The organism is Roseovarius sp. SCSIO 43702 (assembly GCF_019599045.1).
Lineage (GTDB): Bacteria > Pseudomonadota > Alphaproteobacteria > Rhodobacterales > Rhodobacteraceae > Roseovarius.
Genome location: NZ_CP080623.1, coordinates 716,929 through 740,257, shown reverse-complemented (window position 1 = coordinate 740,257; position 23,329 = coordinate 716,929). Strand labels below are relative to the sequence as shown.

General features: G+C 69.8%; 22 protein-coding genes. 10 read left to right on the top strand and 12 right to left on the bottom strand.

Annotated elements, in window-relative coordinates; translation table 11 throughout:
• Positions 1–3 precede the first annotated feature (3 nt).
• The 4 genes from K1T73_RS03440 to K1T73_RS03425 form a co-directional block, all read right to left on the bottom strand.
• Positions 4–3,357, bottom strand: coding sequence for an efflux RND transporter permease subunit (locus tag K1T73_RS03440; protein ID WP_220602594.1), 3,354 nt, complete (start codon positions 3,355–3,357; stop codon positions 4–6).
• A 1-nt stretch (position 3,358) separates the two neighbouring features.
• Positions 3,359–4,822 (bottom strand): efflux RND transporter periplasmic adaptor subunit, encoded by a 1,464-nt coding sequence (locus K1T73_RS03435; RefSeq protein WP_220602593.1) that lies wholly within the window; start codon positions 4,820–4,822, stop codon positions 3,359–3,361.
• Positions 4,823–4,891: 69 nt separating this feature from the next.
• Positions 4,892–5,434, bottom strand: a complete 543-nt coding sequence (gene moaB, locus K1T73_RS03430) for a molybdenum cofactor biosynthesis protein B (RefSeq protein WP_220602592.1) — start codon at positions 5,432–5,434, stop codon at positions 4,892–4,894.
• 64 nt (positions 5,435–5,498) lie between these two features.
• Positions 5,499–6,287 (bottom strand): uracil-DNA glycosylase family protein, encoded by a 789-nt coding sequence (locus K1T73_RS03425; RefSeq protein ID WP_220602591.1) that lies wholly within the window; start codon positions 6,285–6,287, stop codon positions 5,499–5,501.
• A 138-nt stretch (positions 6,288–6,425) separates the two neighbouring features.
• On the opposite strand from K1T73_RS03425, the gene K1T73_RS03420 reads away from it, so the two are divergent.
• The 4 genes from K1T73_RS03420 to K1T73_RS03405 are packed head-to-tail and all read left to right on the top strand — an operon-like array spanning position 6,426 to position 8,956.
• Positions 6,426–7,376, top strand: coding sequence for an aspartate carbamoyltransferase catalytic subunit (locus K1T73_RS03420; protein WP_220602590.1), 951 nt, complete (start codon positions 6,426–6,428; stop codon positions 7,374–7,376).
• Positions 7,373–7,927 carry a hypothetical protein gene (locus K1T73_RS03415; RefSeq protein ID WP_220602589.1) on the top strand — a complete coding sequence of 185 codons (555 nt, stop codon included), beginning with the start codon at positions 7,373–7,375 and terminating at the stop codon, positions 7,925–7,927. Before K1T73_RS03420 ends, K1T73_RS03415 begins: the two co-directional genes overlap by 4 nt.
• Positions 7,924–8,421, top strand: coding sequence for a hypothetical protein (locus tag K1T73_RS03410; protein ID WP_220602588.1), 498 nt, complete (start codon positions 7,924–7,926; stop codon positions 8,419–8,421). Before K1T73_RS03415 ends, K1T73_RS03410 begins: the two co-directional genes overlap by 4 nt.
• A complete protein-coding gene (locus K1T73_RS03405) occupies positions 8,414–8,956 on the top strand; it encodes an aspartate carbamoyltransferase catalytic subunit (protein ID WP_220602587.1) in 543 nt (180 codons plus the stop codon). The genes K1T73_RS03410 and K1T73_RS03405 overlap by 8 nt, the downstream gene beginning before the upstream one ends.
• A gap of 41 nt (positions 8,957–8,997) precedes the next feature.
• Here K1T73_RS03405 and K1T73_RS03400 read toward each other — a convergent pair whose 3' ends face one another.
• Complete coding sequence (locus tag K1T73_RS03400) at positions 8,998–9,930, bottom strand: hypothetical protein (protein ID WP_220602586.1); 933 nt, start codon at positions 9,928–9,930, stop codon at positions 8,998–9,000.
• Between the two features lie 125 nt (positions 9,931–10,055).
• Between K1T73_RS03400 and pyrC the strand changes: the two genes are divergently transcribed.
• Genes pyrC through K1T73_RS03375 form a run of 5 tightly spaced genes read left to right on the top strand, consistent with a single transcriptional unit; the run spans position 10,056 to position 13,614 of the window.
• A complete protein-coding gene (pyrC, locus tag K1T73_RS03395; protein ID WP_220602585.1) occupies positions 10,056–11,336 on the top strand; it encodes a dihydroorotase in 1,281 nt (426 codons plus the stop codon).
• A complete protein-coding gene (gene plsY / locus K1T73_RS03390; RefSeq protein WP_220602584.1) occupies positions 11,336–11,941 on the top strand; it encodes a glycerol-3-phosphate 1-O-acyltransferase PlsY in 606 nt (201 codons plus the stop codon). Before pyrC ends, plsY begins: the two co-directional genes overlap by 1 nt.
• A gap of 4 nt (positions 11,942–11,945) precedes the next feature.
• Positions 11,946–12,431: a flavodoxin family protein gene (locus tag K1T73_RS03385; RefSeq protein WP_220602583.1), complete on the top strand. Its 486-nt coding sequence runs from the start codon at positions 11,946–11,948 to the stop codon at positions 12,429–12,431.
• Between the two features lie 48 nt (positions 12,432–12,479).
• Positions 12,480–13,148 carry a ligase-associated DNA damage response endonuclease PdeM gene (gene pdeM, locus K1T73_RS03380; protein WP_220602582.1) on the top strand — a complete coding sequence of 223 codons (669 nt, stop codon included), beginning with the start codon at positions 12,480–12,482 and terminating at the stop codon, positions 13,146–13,148.
• 40 nt (positions 13,149–13,188) lie between these two features.
• Entirely contained in the window at positions 13,189–13,614 is a 426-nt protein-coding gene (locus K1T73_RS03375; protein ID WP_220602581.1) for a PaaI family thioesterase, read from the top strand.
• 27 nt (positions 13,615–13,641) lie between these two features.
• On the opposite strand, the gene folD is transcribed toward K1T73_RS03375, so the two are convergent.
• Positions 13,642–14,532, bottom strand: a complete 891-nt coding sequence (folD, locus tag K1T73_RS03370; RefSeq protein ID WP_220602580.1) for a bifunctional methylenetetrahydrofolate dehydrogenase/methenyltetrahydrofolate cyclohydrolase FolD — start codon at positions 14,530–14,532, stop codon at positions 13,642–13,644.
• Positions 14,533–14,848: 316 nt separating this feature from the next.
• On the bottom strand, positions 14,849–16,525 hold the full coding sequence (locus tag K1T73_RS03365; protein WP_220602579.1) for a formate--tetrahydrofolate ligase: 1,677 nt from the start codon (positions 16,523–16,525) through the stop codon (positions 14,849–14,851).
• A 309-nt stretch (positions 16,526–16,834) separates the two neighbouring features.
• On the opposite strand from K1T73_RS03365, the gene K1T73_RS03360 reads away from it, so the two are divergent.
• Positions 16,835–17,608: an EF-hand domain-containing protein gene (locus tag K1T73_RS03360; RefSeq protein WP_220602578.1), complete on the top strand. Its 774-nt coding sequence runs from the start codon at positions 16,835–16,837 to the stop codon at positions 17,606–17,608.
• Positions 17,609–17,691: 83 nt separating this feature from the next.
• Here K1T73_RS03360 and K1T73_RS03355 read toward each other — a convergent pair whose 3' ends face one another.
• The 5 genes from K1T73_RS03355 to ybgF all read right to left on the bottom strand — a co-directional run bounded on the left by K1T73_RS03355 (position 17,692) and on the right by ybgF (position 23,328).
• Positions 17,692–18,309 carry an MOSC domain-containing protein gene (locus tag K1T73_RS03355; protein WP_220602577.1) on the bottom strand — a complete coding sequence of 206 codons (618 nt, stop codon included), beginning with the start codon at positions 18,307–18,309 and terminating at the stop codon, positions 17,692–17,694.
• A gap of 67 nt (positions 18,310–18,376) precedes the next feature.
• Positions 18,377–19,096 (bottom strand): methyltransferase domain-containing protein, encoded by a 720-nt coding sequence (locus K1T73_RS03350; RefSeq protein ID WP_409077743.1) that lies wholly within the window; start codon positions 19,094–19,096, stop codon positions 18,377–18,379.
• Between the two features lie 62 nt (positions 19,097–19,158).
• A complete protein-coding gene (ftsH, locus tag K1T73_RS03345) occupies positions 19,159–21,078 on the bottom strand; it encodes an ATP-dependent zinc metalloprotease FtsH (protein WP_220602575.1) in 1,920 nt (639 codons plus the stop codon).
• A 70-nt stretch (positions 21,079–21,148) separates the two neighbouring features.
• On the bottom strand, positions 21,149–22,435 hold the full coding sequence (tilS, locus tag K1T73_RS03340; protein WP_259400430.1) for a tRNA lysidine(34) synthetase TilS: 1,287 nt from the start codon (positions 22,433–22,435) through the stop codon (positions 21,149–21,151).
• A complete protein-coding gene (gene ybgF / locus K1T73_RS03335; RefSeq protein WP_259400429.1) occupies positions 22,432–23,328 on the bottom strand; it encodes a tol-pal system protein YbgF in 897 nt (298 codons plus the stop codon). Before ybgF ends, tilS begins: the two co-directional genes overlap by 4 nt.
• Position 23,329: the final 1 nt, after the last annotated feature.

The window sequence follows — 23,329 nt, the reverse complement described above, 5'->3', positions numbered from 1 at the left end:
CCGTCACCCGACCCGTCGCGCCACGGCCACCGCGACGAAAACCGCCAGCGAAATCAACAGGCTTCCCGCGGCGAAGAGACCGAGCGCCCCGGCCTCGCCCATCTCCGCGCCCCACGCCGTGCGCCCCGTGGCCATGACCGCGCCGAGGCTCGCCACGCCCCACGCGGCCATTGCCACCGCCGCGCCGACCAGCACGGCCCGCACCCGGCCCTCCCGGAACCGCAGGCCGCGGCGCAGCGCCGCCACCTGCCGCGCCACGTCCTGCTGCATCGCCATGAGCGCGGGCACCACGAGCAATACCATCACCATCCCGAAGCCCAGACCGTAGACCAGCGTGATCACCGTTGGCTTGAGGAACTGCGCCTGTTCGCTCCGCTCGAAGAGAAGCGGCGCGAGCCCGAGCACCGTGGTGAGCGTGGTCAGCATGATGGGCCTCAGCCGGTCCGCGGCCCCGTCGATGATCGACGGGACCAGGCCGCGCGTCTCGGCATACTCGTCCACCGTCGTCACCAGCACGATGGAATCGTTGATGACGATCCCCGTCATCCCCAGGAGGCCCACGACCGTGAACATGCTCATGGGCACGTCCCACTGGTGATGCCCGTAGATCGTGCCGACAAGGCCGAAGGGGATGATGGCCATCACCACCACCGGCCGCGTCCAGCTCGCGAAGACCCAGGCCAGCACGAGGTAGATGCCCAGGAGCGTGAGGATCAGCCCCAGTCTGGCATCACGCAGGAATTCGTCCTCCTGCTCGCTCAGGCCCGAGAGGCGCCAGTCCACCTGGTATTCGCTCGCGATGCGGGGCAGGATGTCGGCCTCCAGCACCTCCATGATCTCGGCGGCGCGCGCCGGGTCGTCATCCGAAAGGTCGCCCGTCACGCTCACGAGGCGCAGGCCGTTCTCGCGCCGCACCGTCGAGAAGCCCGCGCGGCTCTCGACGCTCACGATCTCGGCCAGCGGCACGTAGCTGCCGCTCGCGGTGCGAAGCTGCATCCGTTCGAGGAAATCGGCCGTCATCTCCGCCTCGGGAAGCTCGACGCGGATCGTGGCGCTGCGCGGTCCCACCGGGTATTCCGCCGCCTCGATCCCGCCCAGCCGGTTGCGCAGGGTGCGGCCCAGGCCGTCGATCTCGAAGCCCAGCGCCTGCCCCTGCGGCGTGAGCTCGAGGATCAGCTCCTCCTTGTCATAGGCAAGGTCATCCTGCACGCCCGAGACCTCGGGGTAGATCGACAGCGCCCGTTTCAGCGCCTCGCTCGCCGCCTTCAGGTCTTCCGCGCTCGCGCCGTGGAACTGCACGTCAAGCGCGTCACCCCCGGGCCCCGAGCGCCAGCCGCGAAAGCTCACCGTTTCGGCGAGCGGATGATTAACCACTTTTTCCTGAAGGTCTGCGACAAAGGCGAAGCTCGAATAGGGGCGCAGGTCCGAATCGATCAACTCGATGGAAATGCCGCCAAGCTGGTCGGGCTCCTTGGTTTCGGTCCCGGCAAGGCCCCAGCCCGCGTTGCCGCCCACCTCGGCGATGACATAGCTGAGCGGATTGCGCCCGTAGCGGGCCTCGTATTCCGCGCCCAGCGCCTCGGTCGCGCGCTGCATCTCGCGCATCATCGCGAGGCTGTCCTCGCGCGTGGCACCCGGCGCCATGGCGAAGTTGCCCGTGACGCTGCCCCGCTCGGGCGCGTTGAAGAACCGCCAGGTCACGTCGCCCCGCACGAAAAGCGCGGCCTGCCCGGCAAGCACGAGAAGCGCCAGCGCGAGCACGGGATAGCGCAGCACGATCACCCCGGCCATCAGCCGCCGGAAGACCGTCTCGCGCAGCCGGACGAAGCCGCGGTTCACCCAGCGGCTCGGCGCGTCGTACCAGTGCTGCCTGCCGGAATGGGCAAGCGCATGGCTCATGTGATGCGGCAGGATGAGGAAACATTCGATCAGCGACGCGGTCAGCACCATGATCACGGTCAGCGGCAGGTCCACGATGAGCGTGCCGAACCGGCCGCCGATGACGGTCAGCCCGAAGAAGGCGATGAGCGTGGTGAGCGTCGCGCAGAAGACCGGCATCGCCATCCGCCGCGCCGCGTTCTCGGCGGCCACCACCGGCGGCTCGCGCAGCTTGCGGGCGCGCGCATCGGCGTGCTCGCCCACGACGATCGCGTCGTCCACCACGATCCCCAGCGTGATGATCAGCGCAAAGAGCGAGATCATGTTGAGCGTCAGCCCGGCGGCATACATGAGCGCGACCGCCGCCAGCATCGCCACCGGGATCCCCGCCGCCACCCAGAAGGCCGTCCGCGCATTGAGAAAGAGGAACAGCAGCCCCAGCACGAGGCCAAGACCCATCGCGCCGTTCTTCAGAAGCGTGTTGAGCCGCGCCGAGATGCTTTCGGACCGTGTGCGGATAAGGTCGATCGCGACCCCCTCGGGCAGCGTCTCGGCCAACTCGGCGGCCACCTCCTCGACCGTCTGGTGGATGCCGATCGCGTCGCCCCGCGCGCTGCGGTCCACGCGGATCGACATGGCGGGCTGATCCCCCACGAAATAGCTGTTCTCGCGCGCGATCCCCTCCACGCGCACGGTGGCGATATCGCCGATGGTGAGGGTCGAGCCATCGGCGTTCCGGCGCAGCACGATGGCCGCGATCTCCCGCGCCTCGCGCTTCTCGACGCCGGTGCGCACGCGCGTATTGGCGCCGCTCACGTCGCCGGCCGGGTCGGTGTCCACCTCCTGCGCGACAAGCGCCGCGATCTCGGCCATGGTGATGTCATGCGCCATGAGGTTGACCGCCGGCACCTCCACGATGGTCTCGGGCGCGGCCACGCCCCGCAGCGTCGTGCGCGTGACCCCGCGCTCGAACAGGCGCGCGACGAACTCGTCCGCGAAAAGGCCCAGCTGCTCCACCGCCACCGGGCCGGTGAGCACGACATCCGTCACCCTGTCGCGCCACGCGCCGCGCCGGACGGTCGGCTCCTCGGCCCCCTCGGGCAGGGTGGTGATGGCATCGACGGCGGTCTGCACGTCGTCGGCGGCGCGGCTCATGTCCCAGTCGGGCTCGAACTCGAGCGTGATCGACGCCGCGCCCTCCCGGCTTCGCGCGCTGCTCGTCTCGACGCCCTCCACGGCAAGAAGCGCGGGCTCCAGCACCTGCACGATGGCCGCGTCCGCATCCTCCGCGCCCGCCCCTTCCCAGATGACATTGACCGTCACGGTCTCGATCACGACGTCGGGCAGGAACTGCGCGCGCATCCGCGGCGCGGCGGCGATGCCGAGCACGATCATCACGACAAGAAGCAGGTTCGCCGCCGTCCTGTGCCGGGTGAAATAGGACAGGAGCCCGCCCGCCGCCGGGGGAATCCGGCGCATCCTACCCTCCGATCCGCGACTCGAGCCGTTCGACCACCGCGGCGGGCACCGCCCCGGCCTCGAGCTGGCGCAGAAGCCGCTCCTTCTCGGTCGGCGGCAGGTCGCGCGCCTCTTCCACGTAGGCGATGAGCCGCGCCCGGCGCGCATCGGTAAGGATCACGCCCCCGCCGGCCGCCGCTCCCGCCTCCGTCTCGCCGCGCCGGTCGAGCGGGCGCACCTTGATCCCCGCGCCCAGCAGCGGCGAGCGTTCCGCGACCACGTCGCGCCCCTCGAGCGCGGGCGCCTCGACCAGCACGTCGTCCCCCTGCCGGCGCAGAAGCGTGACCGCCACCGCCTCGAGCCGATCGCCCCCGGTCAGCGCCAGGACCGTGCCATCCGCGCCCAGCGCGGTGGCGGGCAGGCGGACCACGCCGTCAAGCGGCGGCTCCTCCACGCGCACGGTGACGAAATCGCCGGGCTTGAGGCCGGCCCCTTCCTCCAGCCGCGCGAAGACAAGCCGCCCGGTCTGCCCCTCGCCCACCGCGGCGCTCGACCGCGTGATCGTGCCGTCCGTCACGAGGTTGGCCCCGAACGTGTCGAGCGTCACCTCCACCGGCGCCCGCCGGAGCGTGCCCTCCTCGTCCAGAAGCCGCGCGTATTGCGTGGTAGAGACGCGGAACGCCACTTCGAGCGCGTCCCCGTCAACCAGATCGGCCAGCCTCTCGTTGACCGACACGAGCCCGCCCTCGACCACGTCGACCCCGCTCAGCCGCCCGGCGAAAGGCGCGGTGATCTCGGTCTCGGCCAGGCGCCGCGCGCTCTCGTCACGGGCGATCCCGGCCCGGGTGAGCGCGCCCGCCGCCTGGTCCACGCCGGCCTCGGCGGCGGCGACGGCCTGCCGCGCCGCAAGCACCGCGCCGCGCGCCTGCGCCACGGCCAGTTCCGCGGCCTCGACCGCCGCCTCGGTGCCCACGCCCCGCTCGGCAAGGTCGCGCTGTCGCGCCAACGCGCGTTCGCGCAGCTCCGCCTGGTCCTCGGAGGCCCGCTGCTCGTCCCGCGCAAGCGCGAGGCGCCGCTCGGCATCGCGCGTCTCGGCCTCGGCATCGGCAAGATCGCTCTCGGCCCGCGACAGCGCCGCGCTCACATCCGCCGGGTCGATCCGCACGAGCAGCTGGCCCGCCGCCACCTCGCCACCCTCGACGAAGCTCTCGGCCAGTTCGATGATCGTTCCGGCGGTCTTGGCGCGGATCTCGAGCGTGCGCCGGCTCCGCACCTCGCCGAAGGCGGTGAGCACCGGCACCTCGCGCCCCGCCTCGGCGCGCAGCACGTGGACGGCAAACACCCGTTCGCGCCGCGCCTCGGCGCGCGGCTCGCGCGACATGCGCTCCTCGACCGCCTCCCATACCGTCTGCGCGGCCAACGCCAGAAGCCCCAGCGTCAGCGACACGAGGACAAGTCCGGTCAGGCTTTGGCGCAGGAAACGCATGGGCGGCGGGGCCTTTCGGGCGGTTAACTACAATTTAACCCCTGCCCGTCAAAAACCAAGCACGCGCGCTCACTTGCGCCGCTGGTGCTCCGACAGGCGCGGCATGATCTCGACGAAGTTGCAGGGCCGGTGACGATAGTCGAGCTGGTAGGCCAGGATCTCGTCCCACGCGTCCTTGCAGGCACCGGGACTTCCGGGCAGCGCGAAGAGATAGGTGCCGCCCGCCACGCCCCCGGTGGCGCGCGACTGCACGGCGCTGGTGCCGATCTTCTGCATCGAGACATGGGTGAAGACCGTGCCGAAGGCGTCGATCTCCTTCTCGTAGACGTCGCGATGCGCCTCGACCGTCACGTCGCGCCCGGTGAGGCCCGTGCCGCCCGTCGAGATGACCACGTCCACCTCCTCCGAGGCGATCCACTCGCGCAGATGCGCGGCGATCTGGTCACGCTCGTCGCGCACGATCATCCGGTCGGCAAGCACGTGCCCCGCCGCCTCGAGCCGCGCGACCAGGATGTCGCCCGAGCGGTCATCGGCGGCGTCGCGGCTGTCGCTCACGGTCAGCACGGCAATGCGCACGGGGATGAACTCGCGTGTCTCGTCGATCTGGCTCATCTTTCGGGGCCCTTCCTGTCATGTCTCGCCGGTTCGCCCGCCATATCGACCCGGCCGCCCGGCTTCAAGCGGGCGCCCTGAGCCGCGCCTGGAGGCTCAGCAGGTCGGCCCAGGCCTCGCGCTTCGCCAAGGGCTGCCGCAGCAGGTAGGCGGGATGGAACATCGGCAGCGCGGGGGTGCCGTAGGCCTCGGTCCATGTGCCGCGCAGCCGCGTGATCCCCTTCCGACCGAGCGCCGCCTCGCAGCTTATGTTGCCCATCAGCACCACCACGCGCGGCTTCACCAGCGCCACGTGCCGCGACACGAAGGGCAGCATCATCGCGATCTCCTCGGCCGACGGGTCCCGGTTCTGCGGCGGCCGCCATGGCAGGACGTTGGTGATGTAGACCGCGCGTTCCGGATCGTCCGAGCCGCGGTCGAGCCCGATCGCGGCCAGCATCCGGTCGAGGAACTGCCCCGCTCGCCCCACGAAGGGCTTGCCCAGGCGGTCCTCGTCGCGGCCCGGCGCCTCGCCCACGATCATGACCCGCGCCTCCGGATGGCCGTCGGAAAAGACGAGTTGTCGCGCCCCGAGCTTCAGGTCGCAATGCTGGTAGGCCGCCATCGCGGCCTTGAGCGCCCCGAGATCCGCCGCACCCTCCGCCGCCCGACGCGCTTCGGCCACCGGATCGCCGGCATGGGCCGGGGGAACCGGACCGGCCACCGGCACGGCCGGGGCGGCCGCGGGTTTCGGCGGCTTCGCGGCCAGCGCATAGCGGTCGACGGGCGCGTCGCCGATCGCCTCGTCCGCGCCAAGCTCCACCTGCCATTCCAGCAGGGCGCGCGCCGTGTGAAAGTCCATTTCCGATTCCATGGCGCCCAGCCTACTCCCCCGCCCGCCCGCGCGAAAGCCCGCGCCACGGGGTATTTCCACCGGAAAGACGCCCCTCGGTTGCCCTCGAACCGGCCCGCTTCTATACACGGGAACGCGCCCTTTGCCCGGAGCCCGCCCATGTCCTTCGCCCACCGCCACCTTCTCGGGATCGAGCCGCTGGCGCCCGCCGACATCACCACGATCCTCGACCTTTCCGAGCAATATGTCGATCTCAACCGGCGCGAGATGAAACATACCGATGCGCTGGCCGGGCTCACCCAGATCAACATGTTCTTCGAGAACTCCACCCGCACGCAAGCCAGCTTCGAACTGGCCGGCAAGCGGCTCGGCGCGGACGTGATGTCGATGGCGATGCAGGCGTCGTCGATCAAGAAGGGCGAGACGCTCATCGACACGGCGCTCACGATCAACGCGATGCATCCCGACCTGCTGGTGGTGCGTCACCCGCATTCGGGCGCGGTGGACCTGCTGGCGCAGAAGGTGAACTGCGCGGTGCTGAACGCCGGCGACGGGCGGCACGAGCATCCGACGCAGGCGCTTCTCGACGCGCTCACGATCCGCCGGGCCAAGGGACGGCTGCACCGCCTCTCGGTCGCGATCTGCGGCGACATCGCCCATAGCCGCGTCGCGCGATCCAACATCATCCTTCTCAACAAGATGGAAAACCGCATCCGCCTCATCGGGCCGCCCACGCTGATGCCCGCGGGGATCGACGCCTTCGGGGTGGAGGTGTTCGACGACATGGCCGAGGGGCTGCGCGACGTGGACGTGGTGATGATGCTGCGGCTTCAGCGCGAGCGGATGGATGGCGGCTTCATCCCCTCCGAACGCGAATACTACCACCGTTTCGGCCTCGATGCCGCGAAACTGGGCTTTGCCGCGCCCGATGCCATCGTCATGCATCCGGGGCCGATGAACCGGGGCGTGGAAATCGACGGGGAACTGGCAGACGACATCAACCGTTCCGTCATCAGGGAGCAGGTCGAGATGGGTGTCGCCGTGCGCATGGCCGCGATGGACCTCCTGGCCCGCAACCTGCGCGCAACACCGAAGGAGATGATGGCATGAGCGACCGGTTTCACATCCCCCAGAACGAGCACGGGTTGATCCGCGTCTTCTCCATCGACCTTCCGCCCGAGGAGATACCCGCCTTCACCGAGCGCGATGGCGACGACTGGCCGCTCCGCGCGGCGCTGGGCGCGGGCACGCTCGATCCCGAGCATGTCGAGGTCTTCCCGGTGAGCGATCTGACCGGCGTCGGCCTCTCGGGCTACCTGAACGAGGGGCTGGGCGTGGCCGAGGCCGATCTCGCCGCCGACCGCGCGCGGCTCGACGGGCTGACGGGCCACGTGCTCATCGTCCGCTCGCGCGCCTTCGAGGGCCGGGAACAGCACATCATGCCGCAGCCGCCTTTGCGCTGGATCGGCACCTGGCGCGAGGAAAGCGCGCCGGTGCAGTTCGAGCCGCTGCCGAGCGAAAGCGCCGCGCCCTCCGACGTGCCCCCGCCCGATCCCGCCAGGCCCGAACGCTCGGACGCGGCCATTTCGGGGCGCGTGGCGATGATCGCGCTTCTCGTCATCTTCGCCATGACCGCGCTGATGATCTGGATGGCCACGTGAACGACGGCCCCGCGCCGGGCCCGCCGCTCATGGACGGCGAGCACCTGCTGGCCACCTACCGCCCGTCGCTGCGGGTCTTTGCCCTGCGCGCCGGCCTCATCGGGGCGCTGACCGCGCTCGCTTTCGGCGCGCTCGCCCTGGCGCTGGGTGAATGGTCGCCCCTGCTGCCCGCCTGGCGCTTCGCCGCGCTTCTGCTCGTTTTCGCGATCCTCTCCATAGGGCTTTTCGACGGGCCGTCACGCTGGCTCCGGCACCGCGACAACCGCTGGCACCTCACCGACCGCCGCCTCCTCTTCGAAGACGCCCGCGCGCCCGAACGCAGCTTTGCCGTCGCGCTTTCCGGGATCGAGGAAGCGGACCCGCTGTCGCTCTGGCGCCTGCGGCTGCGCCTCTCCGACGGCACCGGGTTCCTGATGCAATTCATGGCGAACCCTGCCGCCATCGCCGCCGAGATCAAAGCCGCGCGCGAGGAGGGCGGACCGGACGATGCGTGACCGGAGCGACCCGTGGGCAGGCATCCTCGACGAGGGCGAGACGATCCTCTGGCAGGGCCGCCCCGACGCCACCCTGCGGCTCGGCGTCGCGAACTGGGCGGGCGCGGCCTTCGGGCTGGTCTTCGCGGGCTTCGCGCTTCTCTGGATGGCCCTTGCCGCGACGGCGGGCGGCTTCTTCTGGACCTTCGGCCTCATCCATTTCACGGTGGGGCTGGGGATCGTCGCCGGCGCGCTCTTCTGGCCCGGCTTCCGGCGCCGGCATACGTGGTACACGCTCACCGACCGCCGCGCCTTCATCGCGACCGACCTGCCGCTTCAGGGCAAGAGGCTCGACTCCTACCGCATCGACGACGACACGGCCCTCAGCCTGCAGGAGGGCGATCCGCCTTCGCTCCACTTCGCCCACGAATACCGCCGCACGAAGAACGGCCAGCGCCGTGTCGAGATCGGCTTCGAACGCATCCACGACGCGCGCGAGGTCATGCGCCTGATGCACGGGATCCAGCGCGACGCGGACAGGTCACGGGGCGGCTGATCCCGCTCGCGGCACCCGCGCCGCCGCCCGCACGCGCCCGATCACCCCGGGCAGGCCGTGCGGTAACTGTCAAGGACACCGCCCATGAGCAGGTCGAGCACGCCCGCCCGCGCCGCATCGGCAACCGGGCCCGTCTCCTGCCCGGCGGCCGCCATGGCGTCGGCGAACACGCCCGGATGGCTCTCGCGCAGGAAACCCATGAGCACCATCGCCGCGCCCAGCGCCTCGTCGCCCGAAAGCTCGTCGCGCAGGACATCGACGCTCGGCTCCGACACGCCGTAGCGCGTCAACGCATCGAGCCGCTCATCCTCGGGCAGGCCCCGCAACTCGGTCAGGACCGCGCGAAGCTCGGACGCTTCCCGCGCCCGGATGGCCGCCTCCACCTCGCCATAGGCGCGGCACGCCTCGCGCGTGTAGCCGCCCGTCGCGTCCTCGACCGCGTGGTCATGCCGGTGCCCGCCCGTCTCGGACGCGGCGTCAGGCTCGGGCTCGGCGCCGCAGCCCCGGAAGGCCCTGTAGGTCGTCATCCCGCCCCAGTAGCCGTCACCCGCGACCGCGCGGCGCAACGTCGCTGCCGCGTCGGTCAGCCGCCGTTGCCTCGCGGGGTCCGACAGCTCGCGATAGCATCGGTCGGTCATCTGCGCCGCGCCGATCATGCCGCGGATCTCCACCGCCTTCTCGACCGCGGTCCTGAAGCACAGCCAAGCCGCGTAGCTTCCGTCATTCGTCTCGCGGCAGATGCGGACCACCTCGGCGCCCGTGGCACCGTACATGTCCTCTTCCACCGCCATCGCGAGCATCCGGTAGCCGATCGTGCCGCCCTTGAGGCAGCCGGGCATCTCGTCGTAGCCCTTGATCAGCGTGTGGCATTCCTCGATCACCTCGGGCGGCACCTCGGCATCCTGCGCCATGGCCGCAGGTGCGAGCGCAAGCGCCATCACCAAACCGACGATACCGAACACCCGTGCCCACATGGCCCCGAAACCCCCTGGTCCACCCATGCACACAGCATCTCACGCCGCCGCGCGAATGCAAGGTTTTCCCGAACGCGGTTTTCGCCTAAACCGGCCTCGCAACCACCCTTGAGGGGGACCGCCCCATGACCTCGACCCTGTTCACCGATGCGCGGCTCATCGACCCCGATGCGGGGACCGACACGCGCGGCTGGCTGCTGGTGCGCGACGGGCGCATCGCCGACAGCGGCACCGATGCGCCCCCCTCGACGGATGCGGCCACCATCGATTGCGGCGGCAGGTGTCTCGCCCCCGGCATCGTCGACATCGGCGTGAAGGTCTGCGAACCCGGCGAGCGGCACAAGGAATCCTACCGCTCCGCCGGGCTTGCCGCGGCGGCGGGCGGGGTCACGACGATGGTGACCCGTCCCGACACGATCCCCGCCATCGACAGCCCGGAAACGCTCGAATTCGTGGCCCGCCGCGCGAACGAGGCCGCGCCGGTCAATGTCCTGCCCATGGCCGCGCTCACCAAGGGGCGCGCGGGGCGCGAGATGACCGAGATCGGCTTTCTCATGGACGCGGGCGCCGTGGCCTTCACCGATTGCGACCACGTCACGCGCGACACCAAGGTTCTCTCCCGCGCGCTCACCTACGCGCGCTCGCTCGGCGCGCTGGTGATCGGCCACCCGCAGGATCCCGGCCTCAGCGCCGGCGCGGCGGCGACCTCCGGCAAGTTCGCCTCGCTCTACGGCCTGCCCGCCGTGTCACCCATGGCCGAACGCATGGGGCTCGACCGCGACATCGCGCTGATCGAGATGACGGGCGCGCGCTACCACGCCGACCAGATCACCACCGCCCGCGCCCTGCCCGCCCTCGAGCGGGCCAAGCGCAACGGGTTCGACATCACGGCGGGCACCTCGATCCACCATGTCACCCTCAACGAGCTCGACGTGGCCGACTACCGCACCTTCTTCAAGGTCAAGCCGCCGCTGCGCGCCGAGGAAGACCGGCAGGCCATCATCGCGGCCCTGCGCGACGGTCTGATCGACAGCCTGAGCTCCATGCACACGCCGCAGGACGAGGAAAGCAAGCGCCTGCCCTTCGAGGAGGCCGCGTCGGGCGCCGTCGCGCTCGAGACGCTGCTGCCGGCGGCGCTCCGGCTCTACCACGCGGGCGACCTGGACCTGCCGACCCTCTTCCGCGCCCTGTCGTTCGCCCCCGCGCGGCGGCTCGGCCTCGCCTCCGGGCGGCTGGCAAGGGACGCCCCCGCGGATCTCGTCCTTTTCGATCCCGACGCGCCCTTCGTGCTCGACCGCTGGAAACTGCGCTCCAAGTCCAAGAACACGCCCTTTGACGGCGCCCGCCTGCAAGGTAAGGTCAGGGCCACCTACATCGCAGGCACCCCCGTTTACGAGGCAAGCTGATGCCCCCCATCGAAACCGCCCCGCTTCTCCTCGTCCTCTGGGCCGCGTTCGGATACCTGCTCGGTTCGATCCCCTTCGGCATCCTCATCACGCGCGCCATGGGGCTCGGCAACCTGCGCGAGATCGGGTCGGGCAATATCGGCACCACCAACGTGCTGCGCACCGGCTCGAAGGGCGCGGCGCTTGCCACGCTCCTGCTCGACGGGGCCAAGGGCGCCGTGGCGGCGCTCATCGCCTGGCCGCTCGCGGGATACGATGCCGCGCAGCTTGCCGGTTTCGCGGCCTTTCTCGGCCATTGCTTCCCCCCCTGGCTCGGCTTTCGCGGCGGCAAGGGCGTGGCGACCTTCCTGGGGCTTCTTCTCGCGCTCGCCTGGCCTGCCGGGATCGCGGCCTGCCTGACATGGCTCGTGACCGCGCTCCTGACCCGGATCTCCTCGTTCGCCGCGATCACCGCGGCGTCCTTCTCGATCATCTGGGTGGTGATCCTGGGCCATGGCGAGATGCTCGTGATGCAGGTATTCCTCACCCTCGTGATCCTCTGGCGCCACCGCGAGAACATCGCGCGCATCAAGGCGGGGACCGAGCCCCGGATCGGCAGGAAGTGACACCGTGGCCCGGCTCCTGATCGTCTGGCATTCGCGCACCGGCGGCAGCCGCCAGATGGCCGAGGCCGCGGCCGAAGCCGCCCGCGAGGAATGCGAGGTGACGCTGCTGCGCGCCCGCGAGGCGATGCCCGAGGACCTGCTCGATGCCGACGGATACCTCTTCTGCGCGCCCGAGAACCTCGCCGCCATCGCGGGCGAGATGAAGGAATTCTTCGACCGCTGCTACTATCCCGTCCTCGGCCGGATCGAGGGGCGCCCCTATGCCCAGATGATCTGCGCCGGCTCCGACGGCGAGAACGCCGCCCGCCAGACCGCCCGCATCGCCCAGGGCTGGCGACTGCGCGAGGTGCAGGAGCCGATCATCGTCTGCACCCATGCCCAGACGCCCGAGGACATCCTCGCCGACAAGACGATCCCCGATGACGACCTCGCCCGCTGCCGCGAGATCGGCGCGGCCCTCGGCGCAGGGCTCGAGATGGGCGCGTTCTGAACCGCCCCACCTTGCAAATCCCCCGCGCCCGCGCCAAAAGAACACACCATGAACGGACACGCTTTCACCCTCGCCGGCGCGCGGCTCGTGGCGCTTCCCTCCGGCGCGCTTCACTGGCCGGACGAGGCGCTCCTTTGCGTCTCGGACCTGCACCTGGGAAAATCCGGCCGCCGCGCGCGGCTGGGCGAGGCGTGCCTGCCCCCCTACGAGGTGCGCGACACGCTCGCCCGGCTCGAACGCGACCTTGCCGCGACGGGCGCGCGCACGGTGGTCTGCCTCGGCGACAGTTTCGACGACGACCAGGCGGTGCGCGATCTGCCGGACGCCGAGAAGGCATGGATCACCACGCTGCAGGCCGGGCGCCGCTGGGTCTGGATCGAGGGCAACCACGACCCCGGCCCGGTCGAGCTTGGCGGCACGCATCTTGCCGAACTGCCCGCCCCTCCGCTCAGCTTCCGCCACATCGCGCAACAGGGCCAAAGCGGCGAGGTCTCGGGCCACTACCACCCCAAGACCACGATTCGTCTGCGCGGACGCAGCCTCTCGCGCGCCTGTTTCCTCGTCGACGCGGACCGGGTGATCATGCCCGCCTACGGCACCTATACCGGCGGCCTGCGGACCACCGCGCCGGTGCTCACCGCGCTCATGCGCCCCGAGGCGGTGGCGATCCTCACCGGCAGCGCCGCGCTGCCCGTGCCGCTGGCGCAGGCGGGCTAGGGGCTTCTTTTCCCGCACGACGCGCTCTATCCTGCGCCGCATGACCGACACCCTGACCACCCGCATCCGCGAGAGCTTCGACCGGCAGAGCATGATGGCGACACTCGGCGCGCGCCTCGACGAGGTGACGAAAGGCGCGGTGACGATCTCGGCGCCGATCACCGACGCGGTGCTGCAGCAGCATGGCGTGGCCCATGCCGGTCTCACCTTCGCGCTCGGCGACAGCGCGGCGGGCTACACGGCGCTTTCGGTGATGCCCGGCGATCACGAGGTCATGACGACCGAGATGAAGATCCACCTGCTCGCCCCCGCCGCCGGAGAGCGCCTCGTCGCCCGCGGCCGGGTGATCAAACCGGGCCGCCGCCTCGTGATCGTGCAGGCGGATGTCTTCGCTCTGCGCGACGCGGGCGAGGTTCACGTGGCCCTTCTCACCGGCACCATGATTCCCCTGCCCGTCACGCCGTAGGGTGGGCGATCCGCCCACCGCATCGCATCAGGCCGTCAGGCCCTCCGGCTCGCTCAGCCCGTTCGCGCGGCAGCAGGCCGTCACGGTATTGGCCAGCAGGCAGGCGATGGTCATCGGCCCCACGCCACCCGGCACCGGGGTGATCGCGCCCGCGCGCGCCTTGGCGCTTTCGAAATCCACGTCGCCCACCAGCTTGTTCTTGCCGTCGCGCTCGACACGGTTGATCCCCACGTCGATCACCGTGGCGCCCTCCTTGATCCAGTCGCCCGGCACCATCTCGGGGCGGCCCACGGCGGCCACGACGATATCGGCGCGGCGCACCACCTCGGGCAGATCCTTCGTGCGGCTGTGCGCGATCGTGACGGTGCAGGAATCGCCCAGCAGCAGCTGCGCCATCGGCTTGCCCACGATGTTGCTGCGCCCGATCACCACCGCGTCCATGCCCGACAGGCTCCCGTGATGATCGCGCAGCATCATCAGGCAGCCCAGCGGCGTGCAGGGCACCATGCTCTTCTGCCCCGTGCCCAGAAGACCCACGTTCGAAATATGGAAGCCGTCCACGTCCTTCTCGGGGTTGATCGCGTTGATGACCTTGTCCTCGTCGATGTGATCGGGAAGCGGAAGCTGCACGAGGATACCGTGCACCGCGTCATCTTCGTTGAGCTTCTGGACCAGCGCCAGGAGATCCTCCTCGGACGTGTCGGCGTCGAGCTTGTGCTCGAAGGATTTCATCCCCACCTCGACCGTCTGCTTGCCCTTCGAGCGGACATAGACCTGGCTCGCCGGGTCCTCGCCCACCAGCACAACGGCCAGTCCCGGCGTGATCCCGTGCTCCTCGCCCAGGCGCGAGACATGGGCCGCCACCTTCTCGCGCACCTTGGCCGCGAAGGCCTTTCCGTCGATGATATCTGCCGTCATTCAATCCACCCTCCGCGGTGGTCCCTCACCGCTTTCAACACGTCTCCGAACCCGGCCGGCGGCATATCGAGCCGCCCGCCACTCCATTCCCATACCACGTCTCCGCCCACCTGCATCGCCTCGATCATGCGCCACAATCAGCAGATCGGCGATGTCGGCCCCGGCGGGAAAGTCCCTCCCCGGCTCAGGGACGGCATGGGGCCCTGCGAAACTCCCGCGCTTCTTCTTGCCCGAAATATCCCCGCCGGAGGCGGAGCCGCAAGGCGGCGACCGTGGCGGGCGGGGGTCGATCCCCCACCCGGCACGGCCCGTTTTCTCAGAACAGGCCCTCGATCTCGCCGCCGTCGTTGAGGCGGATCGATTCGGCCGCCGGCACCCGCGGCAGGCCCGGCATGGTCATGATCTCGCCGCAGACCACGACGATGAAGCCCGCCCCCGCGCTCAGCCGCACCTCGCGCACCGGGACCGAGTGGCCCGTGGGAGCGCCGCGGCGGTTCGGATCGGTCGAGAAGCTGTATTGCGTCTTGGCCATGCAGACCGGAAGGTTGCCGTATCCCTGGTCTTCCCAGAGCTTGAGCTGGTCGCGGATCTTCTGGTCGGCCAGCACCTCGTCGGCGCGGTAGATGCGCTTGGCGATGGTCTCGATCTTCTGGAAGAGCGGCATCTCGTCGGGATAGATGGGCGAGAACTGCGCCTTGCCGCTGTCGGCCACCTCGGCCACCCGGCGCGCGAGGTCGGCCGAACCTTCCGAGCCCAGCTCCCAGTGACGCGACAGGATCGCCTCCGAACCCTGGTCCTTGGCGAAGGCCTTGATCGCGTCCACCTCGGCGTCGGTGTCGGTCACGAAATGGTTGATCGCCACCACGACCGGCACGCCGAAGCTCTTGAGGTTCTCGATGTGGCGGCCGAGGTTGGCGCAGCCCTTCTTCACCGCGTCCACGTTCTCGGTCCCGAGATCGGCCTTGGCGACGCCGCCATTCATCTTCATCGCCCGCACCGTGGCCACGAGCACCACGCAATCGGGGGCGATCCCGGCCTTGCGGCACTTGATGTTCATGAACTTCTCGGCGCCCAGGTCCGCGCCGAACCCGGCTTCGGTCACCACGTAATCCGCGATCTTGAGCGCGGTCGTCGTCGCCGTGACCGAGTTGCAGCCATGCGCGATGTTGGCGAAGGGGCCCCCATGCACGAAGGCCGGGTTGTTCTCGAGCGTCTGCACGAGGTTGGGTTGCATCGCGTCCTTCAGCAGGACCGTCATCGCGCCCTGTGCCTTGATGTCGCGGCAGAAGACCGGGCTGCGGTCACGGCGGTAGGCGATGATCATGTCGCCCAGGCGCCGCTCGAGATCCTTCAGCCCGCTGGCAAGGCAGAGGATCGCCATCACTTCCGAGGCGACCGTGATGTCGAACCCGTCCTCGCGCGCGAAGCCGTTCGAGACGCCGCCCAGCGACGAGGTGATCTGCCGCAGGCTGCGGTCGTTCATGTCCACCACCCGGCGCCAGGTGACGCGGCGGGTGTCGATCTCGGCGTCGTTGCCCCAGTAGATGTGGTTGTCGATCATCGCGCTCAGCAGGCTGTGCGCGCTGGTGATCGCGTGGAAATCGCCGGTGAAGTGGAGGTTCATGTCCTCCATCGGCACAACCTGCGCGTATCCGCCGCCGGCGGCGCCGCCCTTCATCCCGAAGTTCGGCCCGAGAGAGGCTTCGCGGATGCAGATCATCGCCTTCTTGCCGATATGGTTGAGCCCGTCGCCCAGGCCCACGGTCGTGGTGGTCTTGCCCTCGCCCGCCGGGGTGGGGTTGATCGCGGTGACGAGGATGAGCTTGCCGTTCTTGTTCTCCTGGACCGAATCGATGAACTCCTGGCTCACCTTCGCCTTGTCGTGGCCGTAGGGCAGAAGATGCTCACCGGGAATGCCGAGCTTGTCGCCGATCTCCTGGATCGGCTTCTTCTTGGCTTCGCGGGCGATTTCGATGTCGGATTTATGGCTCATTTTTTCCTCCCAAGGGGCGCAGTCGGGCCTGAGTATGAAACGTCTGATAACGCCCCGCCAACGTCATGCAGATCGCGAATCCGACACTTGCCGCGTTTCTTGCGGCGGCTTCGACATCAAAGTTTCGCATCGGAAACCTTTGCGCGCGCCCCGATCTTCGACAAAATTTCGGAACATCCGCGGCGGGTGTCACGTTCTCGTGAACACGAAGCGGGCCTGCCGCGCCTCCCACGCCTTCGGCGTTGCCAGACCCGGCGCGACAGCGCGGGTCCGCCACGACATTCACGATATCCCACGGAGGTTCGACACATGAAACGCACATTCTTCACAGCTCTCACCGCCACGACGGCCCTCGTCGCGGCCCCGGCGCTCGCCGCCGAGGAGGATCTCGCGCAGTTCTGCGAAAACGCCTTCTACGCGGCCGACAGCAACGCCGACGGCCAGTTCTCCGAGAAGGAGGTAAACGCCCGGCGCGACGCGGAATTCGCGGCGATCGACGCCAACAAGGACGGCTCTATCGACCGCGAGGAGTTCACCAACTGCATGACGCAAAAGCGCGACAAGGCCGCCGAGCAACAGGCGAGCATGAGCGAAACCGACGACGCCGGCGCCAAGTGGTCCGACATCGCCTCGGACGGTCAGCAGGAGTTGACGCGCGAGGATTTCGCCGCCTGGGCCGAGAAGGCATGGAGCGAAAGCGACGGCGACAAGGAGACGCTCTTCAAGCAACTCAGCGCCAATCTTTCCGACGTGATCGGCGAGAAGGAGGAACAGGAGGGTTTCGCCCAGGCCGCCGTGGACCGCTTCAAGGCGGCTGACGAGAACGGCGACGGGGTCCTGACCCAGGCCGAGTTCGAAACACCGCTGCGCGAGAAGGAATACAGTGACCAGGGTCTCGACGAGCAGTTCCAGCAGATGGACGCCGACAATTCCGGCGCGATCTCGCCCCAGGAATACCGCGCGGCGGGCACGTGGAGCACGAGCGCCATGGGCACGACCGCCGACAGCAGCGACTCGGGCACCAGCGAGGCCGATGACGAGGCCACGATCTCGGTCATCCGCTATTACATCCTGACCCAGTAACCCGCGACGCGGATCGCTCGGACGCCCCGCCCTTTCCGGCGGGGCGTTTCTCGTGGCGGGCGCATCCCGCGCATCGCCGCCGCCTACCTCTTCCGGGCGTCGGCGCTCAACGTCTCGTCCAGATGTGCCCAGGGGCGTTGATCGGGGATGAACAGCCGCAACTCGTCCCCCACCGCCAGCGCCCCCTCCCGCTCGACCCAGGCCGTCACGCCGCGCCGCCCGCGCGAGGCGGGCAGGAACGCCTTGCCAAGGCCCGGGCGGTCCGCCTCGATCTCCCGGGCGGGGTATTGGCAGGGACGGTTCTCCATGTCGATGACGAGCGTCGCGCCGTCCGGCGCCTGAAGCCGCGACGAGGGCGGCACATGGGTGAAATCCCCGATCCCCTCGATCACCATCGTCGCGCCCAGCCATTCCGGTGCGAGCGTCGCAAGCCCCATCTCCTCGGCCGTGGCCCGGATTTCCTCGGCCGAGAGAACCGAGAACTGCCGCACGTTGCGGATATCCGTGCCCTCCGCATGCATGTTCTTCACCCGGACGCAGGAAGGCCGGGTCTCGCCCGCATGCCGGTCGCCCTCGGGGCCCGCGTAATGCGCCGCGATCCGCTCGACCGCGCCGGACCGGATGCCCCGGCCTCCCTCGCGCGGCACGAGGCCCAGCCACGTGATGCGGGCGGTGAAATCGGTTCTCACGAGGGCGGACATGGGCGGCTCTCCGGTCTGTACGGCGCCAGTAACGCCGCGAAGCCGCCGGCCGTCAAGCCGCGCGCCCCTAGACGGTGAGCGTAAAGAACATCCGCCGGAACGGGAACAGGACCGAGCCATCGGCGCGCACCGGGTAGGCCGCGTGCATCGCCTCCTCGTAGCGCCGGATCAATGCCGCCTTCTCGTCCGTCTCGAGCGCGTCGAGCACGGGCCGGGCATAGGTGCTCTCGGTGAACCGGCGGACCGGGTGGCTCCCGGCTTCGGCGACAAGTCTCTGGAAATACTCGGTTTCCCAAAGGCGGAAGCGGCCCAGCGGTGACAGGAGCTCGTCGTATCTCTGCGGCGCCATGACCCCGGGCGTGCCCATCTTCTCGACCCGGCCCGGAAACATCTCCTCGCTGAGGCTCAGCCAGACGCGATGCGACGGCGCCTTGTTCTGGTGCGGCATCTGCACGGCCAGCGTGCCACCGCGCGCGAGCATCCCCGCGAGCTTCGGCATCAGCGCCTCGTGTTCACCGACCCAGTGCAGCGCGGCGTTCGAAAAGATCAGCCCCGGCGCCCGGCGCGGGTGCCAGTCGCGGATATCGGCCTGTTGCAGGCTGTCATAGCACCCCGCGCTCCGGGCCTTGGCCAGCATCGCGGGCGAACTGTCGACGCCCACGATCTGCCGCCCTTCGGCACGCGCGCGCAGGGCGGGGCCAAGCTGCCCGTTGCCGCAGCCCAGGTCGATCACGTCGCCCGCCGCCATCTGGCCCACCGCGTTCAGCAGGTCGAGACCGGGGCGCAAGCGCAAATCCCGGAACCTTGCATAGGCCCCGGGATTCCAGTCGCTCTGGCTCGCCGTCTGCGTCACGCCGAGGGTTCGGGCTCGAGCCCGCCTTCGCCACCGCGCGGCGCCTTGGGTTTGGTCTTGGGGATGGCCGTGACCGAGGGCGCGCTGCCCTCGTCGGGGCCGTCCACGTCGTCATCCACATGGGGCGGCTCGCCCCTGATGACGCGCTTGATCTCTTCGCCGGTCAGCGTCTCGTACTCGAGAAGGCCCTGCGCCAGGCGTTCCCACTCGTCCTTGTGTTCCATCAGGATGTCATAGGCGCGCTGGTAGGCTTCGTCGATCAGGCGCTTCACCTCCTGCTCGATCAGTTCCTTCGTGTGGGCCGAGACCGAAAGGCCGCCCGCACCATTGCCCATGTAGCCCTCGTGCGCCTGCTCGTAGTCGATATTGCCGACCTTGTCGGACATGCCCCAGCGCAGGACCATCGCACGCGCCAGCCCGCTGGCCTGCTGGATGTCGCCCGCCGGGCCGTTCGACACGTCGTCGGGGCCGTACTTGATGATCTCCGCGGCCTTGCCGGCCATGGTCATGGCGAGCTTCTGCTCGCATTCCGACTTGTGCCAGTTCAGGCGGTCGATCTCGGGCAGGCTCACCACCATGCCAAGGGCGCCACCGCGCGGGATGATCGTCGCCTTGTAGACCGGATCGCATTTCGGCAGTTGCATCCCGACGATGGCATGGCCGGCCTCGTGATAGGCGGTCTTTTCCTTCTGGTCGGCGGTCAGGACCATCGAGCGGCGCTCGGCGCCCATCATCACCTTGTCCTTGGCCATCTCGAAATCTTCCATGGCGACGAACCGTCGCCCGATCCGCGCCGCCATCAGCGCGGCCTCGTTGACGAGGTTGGCAAGGTCCGCACCCGAGAAGCCGGGCGTGCCGCGCGCGATGATGCGCAGGTCCACGTCCGGGCCGAGCGGGGTCTTGCGCGCGTGAACGCCGAGGATCTTCTCGCGGCCCTTGATATCGGGGTTCGGCACCGTGACCTGGCGGTCGAAACGGCCGGGGCGCAGCAGCGCGGGGTCGAGCACGTCCTTGCGGTTCGTGGCCGCGATGATGATGACGCCCTCGTTGGCCTCGAACCCGTCCATCTCGACCAGAAGCTGGTTGAGCGTCTGCTCGCGCTCGTCATTGCCGCCGCCATAGCCCGCGCCGCGGTGGCGGCCCACGGCGTCGATCTCGTCGATGAAGACGATGCAGGGCGCGTTCTTCTTGGCCTGCTCGAACATGTCGCGCACGCGGGACGCGCCCACCCCCACGAACATCTCGACGAAGTCGGAGCCGGAGATCGTGAAGAAGGGCACACCGGCCTCGCCCGCGATCGCGCGCGCCAGCAGCGTCTTACCCGTGCCCGGAGGCCCGACCAGAAGCGCGCCCTTGGGGATCTGCCCGCCGAGTCGGCTGAATTTCTGGGGGTTGCGCAGGAATTCGACGATCTCTTCCAGCTCTTCCTTGGCCTCGTCGATGCCCGCCACGTCGTCGAAGGTGACGCGGCCATGCTTCTCGGTCAGCATCTTGGCCTTGGACTTGCCGAAGCCCATCGCGCCACCCTTGCCGCCGCCCTGCATGCGGTTCATGAAATAGATCCATACCGCGATCAGCAGAAGGAACGGCGCCAGGGTCAGAAGGAAGGCCTGAAGCCCGGACTGTTCCTGCGCCTTGGCCTCGACGGGGATGCCCTTCTCGATCAGAAGCTCCGTCACCTTGGCGTCGTCGGGCTTGATCGTGACGTAATTCGTCCCGTCCTCGCCGCGGAAGCGCACGTTCTCGCCGTCGAGCGTGACCTCGCTCACGGTCTCGTCGTTCACGGCCTCGACGAACTCGGAATAGGGGATGGGCTTGCTCTGCAACGTCGTTCCCGACCCGCTGAACAGGTTGAAAAGCGCCATGATCAGCAGGAACAGAACCAGCCAGAAGGCGATCGTGCGTGCGTTGCCCAAGGGGTATCTCCCGAAAGTTGCAGGACGGCCCGGCTCTAGCACAGGGCCCTCTGCTCTTAAATAGCAATCGTCACGGGTTGTTCAATGCGCGCGCGCTATCGCCGCGAAGCAGCTCGAAGAAAAGCGCCTCGGGCCGGAGCATCTCGAGCGACCATTCTGGCCCCAGCCCGGCCAGCGGCGCGGCGATGAGCCGCCCCTCCCGCCAGAGGGCAGGCGACGCCGTGAGCGTGGCGGCGGGCACGCCCGCCCCGGCGCGGTCGGGGCAGAGGCCAAGCTGCGCCTCGCCCAGCGCGCGCACCCGGTCGCCGCGCCGCGCCGGCCCCGACAGCCGCCAGCGTCCGTCCCAAGCCTCGCCGGGGGCGGCCTCGAGTTCCTCCACCGCCCGCGCCTCGCGCGTGACGCGCACCGCGCCGCCCACCGGCCACACGCGGCAGCCGGCAAGCACGGTGCCCCGCCCCGCGCGCAGCGAATCAAGCGCGGCATCGAGCGTGGCCCCGCGCGGGCCGTGATCGCCGCCCCCCACCCAGCGCAGCGCGGCCTGCAGGAGCCGCCTTTGCAGATCGGGGCGCAGCGCGGCCCAGCCCGCGGCGTCGAACAGGACGTCGCCCGCCTCGAACCGCGCAAGGCCGCGCGCCACCTCGACGGCATGGTGCGCGAGCGTGTCGCGCGCCTCGCGCAGATGCGCCGCCACCTGCACCAGCGCCTCGACGCTCACCCCGGCCTGCGCCAGCGCGTCGAGCGCGCGGCGCGTCGCCACGCGGCGAAACCGCGCATCCTCGTTCGTGGGATCCTCGCTCCACCCGACGCCCCGGTCGCGCAGCCAGTCGCGCAGCGTGCTGCGCCTGAGCGCCAGGAACGGCCTGTGCAGCGTCACGTCGCCCCAGGCGACCCGCGCCGCCATCCCCGCCAGCCCGTCAAGCCCCGCCGACCGTGCCATCCGCATCACCAGCGTCTCGGCCTGGTCGTCGGCGGTATGACCAAGAAGGATATCCGCGACGCCCCCCGCGCGCACCCACTCGGCCATCAGGTCATAGCGCGCGCGCCGGGCGGCCTCGGGCAGGTTGCCCCGCCCGTCCCATCCGCGCCAATGCAGGGTGTCATGCGCAACGCCGAGCCGGGCGCACAGCGCCGCGACCTCCGCCGCCTCGTGCGCGGCCTCGGGGCGCAGCCCGTGGTCCACCGTCACCGCCGCGACCGCCACGCCGCGCGGCGCGGCCCAGTCACGCGCGGCCAGCAGGAGCGCGGTCGAATCGCTGCCGCCCGACACCGCCACGGCGACGCGCGCGGGCGTCTCGCGCCCCTCGAAATGCTGTTGGATCGCGCCTGTCGGCGCGGCGTCACCTGCCCCCGGCGTCACTGACAGCCCAGGGTGCTCATCGCTTCCTGCGCCTCGCCCACGGCGGCGCTTCCGGGGAACCGCGCGCCGACCTCGCCCAGCGTGACGCAGGCCTCGTTGGTCTGGCCAAGCTGGCCCAGCGCCCGGCCAAGCCGGACAAGCGCATTGGGCGCCTCGGGGCCCTCGGGCGCGCTCGAGAACGTGTCGAGATAGGCGCGCGCCGCCCCCGCCATGTCGCCCGATTTCTCCAGCGCCTCGCCCCGCAGGACGCCCGCGCGATCCGTCATCGGACCCCCGGGATAGGCCTGCCGGAACGTGGCGAAGGCTTCGGCGGCCTCGGCGTAGTTGCCGGCGTCCAGCGCCGCCTTGGCGCGCTCGAAATCGTCGCGCTCGCCCACGGCAAGCGCCACGTCCTCGCCGCCCGCGTCGCTGCCCTCGTCCCCGGTGCCCGTGCCGGCGCTGCCCGTCGTGCCGCCGGTTCCGCCGGTCGCATCGCCGCCCGCCTCGGGCAGGGCGGTGGCCGAGGGCATCTCGCCCCCGCCCAGCGTTGTCGTCTCGCCCAGCTTGCTCACGTCGCCGCCCTCGAGCTCGACCAGCCGGAATTCGAGGTCGCCGATGCGGTTGGTGCCATCGGTCACCACGCGGTTGATGCGAAGCTCCAGCTCCTCGGTCTTGGCCGTGAGACGCTGCAACTCGCTCTCGATCGCGTTCATGCGGTCGATGAGCGTGCCGCCCGACCCCGATGCCGTGACGCCGCCCGTGGTGCTGAGCTCGCGCTTGAGCTTCTGGATGTCGACATGCAGCACCGTCAGTTCCTGCCGGATGTCCGCCAGCGTCTGTTCGCGATCCTGCGCCCCCGCTCCCACCGGGACGAGAAGCGCCAGGATGACGCCGAAAACCATCAGATGCCGCATG

Coding starts and splice junctions, on each gene's coding strand:
- K1T73_RS03440 (WP_220602594.1), bottom strand. CDS start 3,357: ATGCGCCGGATTCCCCCGGCGGCGGGCGGGCTCCTGTCCTATTTCACC.
- K1T73_RS03435 (WP_220602593.1), bottom strand. CDS start 4,822: ATGCGTTTCCTGCGCCAAAGCCTGACCGGACTTGTCCTCGTGTCGCTG.
- moaB (WP_220602592.1), bottom strand. CDS start 5,434: ATGAGCCAGATCGACGAGACACGCGAGTTCATCCCCGTGCGCATTGCC.
- K1T73_RS03425 (WP_220602591.1), bottom strand. CDS start 6,287: ATGGAATCGGAAATGGACTTTCACACGGCGCGCGCCCTGCTGGAATGG.
- K1T73_RS03420 (WP_220602590.1), top strand. CDS start 6,426: ATGTCCTTCGCCCACCGCCACCTTCTCGGGATCGAGCCGCTGGCGCCC.
- K1T73_RS03415 (WP_220602589.1), top strand. CDS start 7,373: ATGAGCGACCGGTTTCACATCCCCCAGAACGAGCACGGGTTGATCCGC.
- K1T73_RS03405 (WP_220602587.1), top strand. CDS start 8,414: ATGCGTGACCGGAGCGACCCGTGGGCAGGCATCCTCGACGAGGGCGAG.
- K1T73_RS03400 (WP_220602586.1), bottom strand. CDS start 9,930: ATGTGGGCACGGGTGTTCGGTATCGTCGGTTTGGTGATGGCGCTTGCG.
- pyrC (WP_220602585.1), top strand. CDS start 10,056: ATGACCTCGACCCTGTTCACCGATGCGCGGCTCATCGACCCCGATGCG.
- plsY (WP_220602584.1), top strand. CDS start 11,336: ATGCCCCCCATCGAAACCGCCCCGCTTCTCCTCGTCCTCTGGGCCGCG.
- pdeM (WP_220602582.1), top strand. CDS start 12,480: ATGAACGGACACGCTTTCACCCTCGCCGGCGCGCGGCTCGTGGCGCTT.
- K1T73_RS03375 (WP_220602581.1), top strand. CDS start 13,189: ATGACCGACACCCTGACCACCCGCATCCGCGAGAGCTTCGACCGGCAG.
- folD (WP_220602580.1), bottom strand. CDS start 14,532: ATGACGGCAGATATCATCGACGGAAAGGCCTTCGCGGCCAAGGTGCGC.
- K1T73_RS03365 (WP_220602579.1), bottom strand. CDS start 16,525: ATGAGCCATAAATCCGACATCGAAATCGCCCGCGAAGCCAAGAAGAAG.
- K1T73_RS03360 (WP_220602578.1), top strand. CDS start 16,835: ATGAAACGCACATTCTTCACAGCTCTCACCGCCACGACGGCCCTCGTC.
- K1T73_RS03355 (WP_220602577.1), bottom strand. CDS start 18,309: ATGTCCGCCCTCGTGAGAACCGATTTCACCGCCCGCATCACGTGGCTG.
- ybgF (WP_259400429.1), bottom strand. CDS start 23,328: ATGCGGCATCTGATGGTTTTCGGCGTCATCCTGGCGCTTCTCGTCCCG.